This is a genomic window from Bacillus cereus group sp. BceL062 (assembly GCF_051780025.1).
Classification (GTDB): domain Bacteria; phylum Bacillota; class Bacilli; order Bacillales; family Bacillaceae_G; genus Bacillus_A; species Bacillus_A toyonensis.
In genome coordinates this window covers 1-2,539 of record NZ_JBPWGY010000040.1, presented here as the reverse complement: position 1 = coordinate 2,539, position 2,539 = coordinate 1, and the positions used below count along the sequence as shown (strand labels likewise).

The following is a 2,539-nucleotide window of genomic DNA, read 5'->3' as shown; positions in this document are numbered from 1 at the left end:
ATGATGGCAGAGAGGTCACACCCGTTCCCATACCGAACACGGAAGTTAAGCTCTCTAGCGCCGATGGTAGTTGGGACCTTGTCCCTGTGAGAGTAGGACGTCGCCAAGCAAAAACCTAAGTCGATTCGACTTAGGTTTTTTTATGTTTATTTTTATTTATCAGCTGTTATAATCTATAATTTTAATAGTCCTAAAGAAGAAAAAAGATAAAATAGAAACGATATAAAGTGATAAGAAGGTTATAAAGTAATATATTTAAATGTAAATTAAAGGTAAGAATTACCTTTTGCATGAATTTAGTTGTAAAATGAACAAAAAAATTTTTACTCTTACATAACCTCTTTGTTTTTTTAGGGTTTTACATAAGGATGAATCTATAATTAAGGTAGTTAACATATATTTTTGATGGGTGTGGGGGATTATGAAAGAAATATGCATGTTATTAGTGGCTGTTATATTATGGGGGACAGCCATTGCGCCAACGAAATGGGCGTTAGAATCTATTCAACCGTTTACTTTGTTGTTTATTCGTCTTTTCTTTGCGGGTGGAATTTGTATGCTATTCTCATTTAAACAACTACAAAAATCAGTTGTACATAAAAAAGTTCTATGGAAAAGAATGAGTTTGTTAGCTTTTACCGGTGTAGCTGGATATTTTATGTTTACATCCTACGGCATTTCTTTAACAAGTGGATTACATGTTAGTATCATAGATGCTGCATTACCATTAGTTACAATTCTATTTTCAGCATTCTTTTTGAAAGAGAAAATTCAGTTGAATTATTGGATAGGAATTATATTGGGGGCTATAGGAGTACTCTTTATTACGATTCCATCTAAAGGTGTTGATCAAGAAGTATCTTTAATAGGAGATGTACTTATATTATTGAGTACTTTTCTATTTGCTTTCTACACAGTTTTGTTAAAACGACCAAAACAAGAACAGTATTTATCAAATGAGGTATTTACCACATTAACTTTAATTATCGGAGCTGTTATTCTATTGCCGTTTGCCTTGGTAGAAATTCTTTATTACGGTTTCCCAAAGATTGAAACTTGGAAAACGGGATTTAGTGTAATGTACCTTGTTATTGGAGCAACAATTTTAGCATATTGGTTCTGGAATAAAGCGCTAGAGAGAGTTTCTGCATCAGTAAGTGGATTATATTTAAATGCATTACCGTTAATAAGCATTGTTACTTCAATTATCCTATTAAATGAATCTCTGACATGGAGGGTAATAATGGGGGCAAGTCTAGTTTTAATTGGAGTAGGATGGGCGGATAAGCAAAAAATACGTAATCTATTAAAAGGTAATAAGGTGTAGAGTCGGGACTGTTAAACAGTATGTTTTATATAATTAAAAATGTTAAAAAGATACCTTATATATATGAGGTATCTTTTTATATTTAGCAAAGAAAATAGACTGAAATTAGTATGGATATTCTTTGCTATATCTATACGTATCGAAATCATTTTGAAATATTGTTTGAACGAGCTGCATACACTCAGTATCGTAAAAACTTTCGAAAGTAGGATGGCGAGGGAATAAAGGATTCGTAATATCGGCTTCACTAAAATCCCCTTTATAAATCATGGTGGGAGTTTGATGATGCCAAGATGTTGAGAACTCATTTATTGGTGCAACTTTTAATTCGAAACGCTTTTCTAATTCTTTCATTTCCTGATTGAAGTTTTCTAAGTATATATAATTGGTCACATATTCTTCTTCACCAGTTATATATTGTTGTGTGAAATGTGGGTTAATATCATCTGCTTGAGCACCTTTAATAAATAAGTAGTATAGAAATTGTTTAAATGAGATCCCTTTAGGAGAGTTTTCATCTCGATATAAAAACTTTCGGATGGGTTTCCATTCGGGATTTTCCACATAAGGAGGTGCAATTAAGGATACGAAAGAACTGACTGCCCTCCTATAAGGGTTGCGAACAAGTTTAAAAGTTTCTTTTTGTTTTTCTCGTAACGCTATACCTAGTCGTACACTATAGGCAGGTGTATTTTTGTATATATGATATTCATAATTATGAATGAAAGGACTATAGCTTAGAGCTGTTTGTAATAAATCAATCTGGTAAAAGAACCAATTAGCAAGAGAGGTGCAACCGCTTTTTTGACTCCAGAATAGAATGATGGGGAAATTTCTATGATAGTTTGGAATTCTTGAATGGGTGCTTATGATGCGTAATAAAGAAGAATCGAACAATCTCTACACTCCTTTCAGTTATCTTATTAATATGTATGAGAAATAAAGAAGGGGTATGAGAGTAGCTTTCATCTTTTTAAAAAAAACGAAAGATTAATATTGACTATTATTATATTGAGGTGTAATATAAAACAAGTCGCCGATGCAATAATGCAAAAAACGACAAACGAAATAAAAAAACTTAGTTGACATTGAAACATGAAGATGTTAACATAAGGGAGTCGCAAATGAGCGACTAAGTAGTTCTTTGAAAACTGAACGAAACAAACAACGTGAAACGTCAATTTTTATTTTTAGATGCTAGACAAACTAACT

The 2,539-nt window shown here is 32.3% G+C and carries 2 protein-coding genes and 1 rRNA gene; 2 read left to right on the top strand and 1 reads right to left on the bottom strand.

Going from position 1 to position 2,539, the window contains the following annotated elements; all coding sequences use genetic code 11:
* Together rrf and ACS2MN_RS30860 are read left to right on the top strand one after the other, a co-directional pair.
* Positions 1-109, top strand: a 5S ribosomal RNA gene (rrf, locus tag ACS2MN_RS30865); the annotation flags it as partial.
* Positions 110-421: 312 nt separating this feature from the next.
* The gene (locus ACS2MN_RS30860; protein WP_346995208.1) at positions 422-1,327 is read left to right on the top strand and encodes a DMT family transporter; all 906 of its coding nucleotides are present in this window, start codon (positions 422-424) and stop codon (positions 1,325-1,327) included.
* A 105-nt stretch (positions 1,328-1,432) separates the two neighbouring features.
* Here the strand turns inward: ACS2MN_RS30860 and ACS2MN_RS30855 are convergent, their stop codons facing one another.
* Positions 1,433-2,224 carry a sulfotransferase family 2 domain-containing protein gene (locus ACS2MN_RS30855; RefSeq protein WP_098955547.1) on the bottom strand — a complete coding sequence of 264 codons (792 nt, stop codon included), beginning with the start codon at positions 2,222-2,224 and terminating at the stop codon, positions 1,433-1,435.
* Between the last annotated feature and the right edge of the window lie 315 nt (positions 2,225-2,539).

What these genes read in the sequence shown, in the direction of transcription:
- ACS2MN_RS30860 (WP_346995208.1), top strand. Translation starts at nt 422, where the DNA reads ATGAAAGAAATATGCATGTTATTAGTGGCTGTTATATTATGGGGGACA.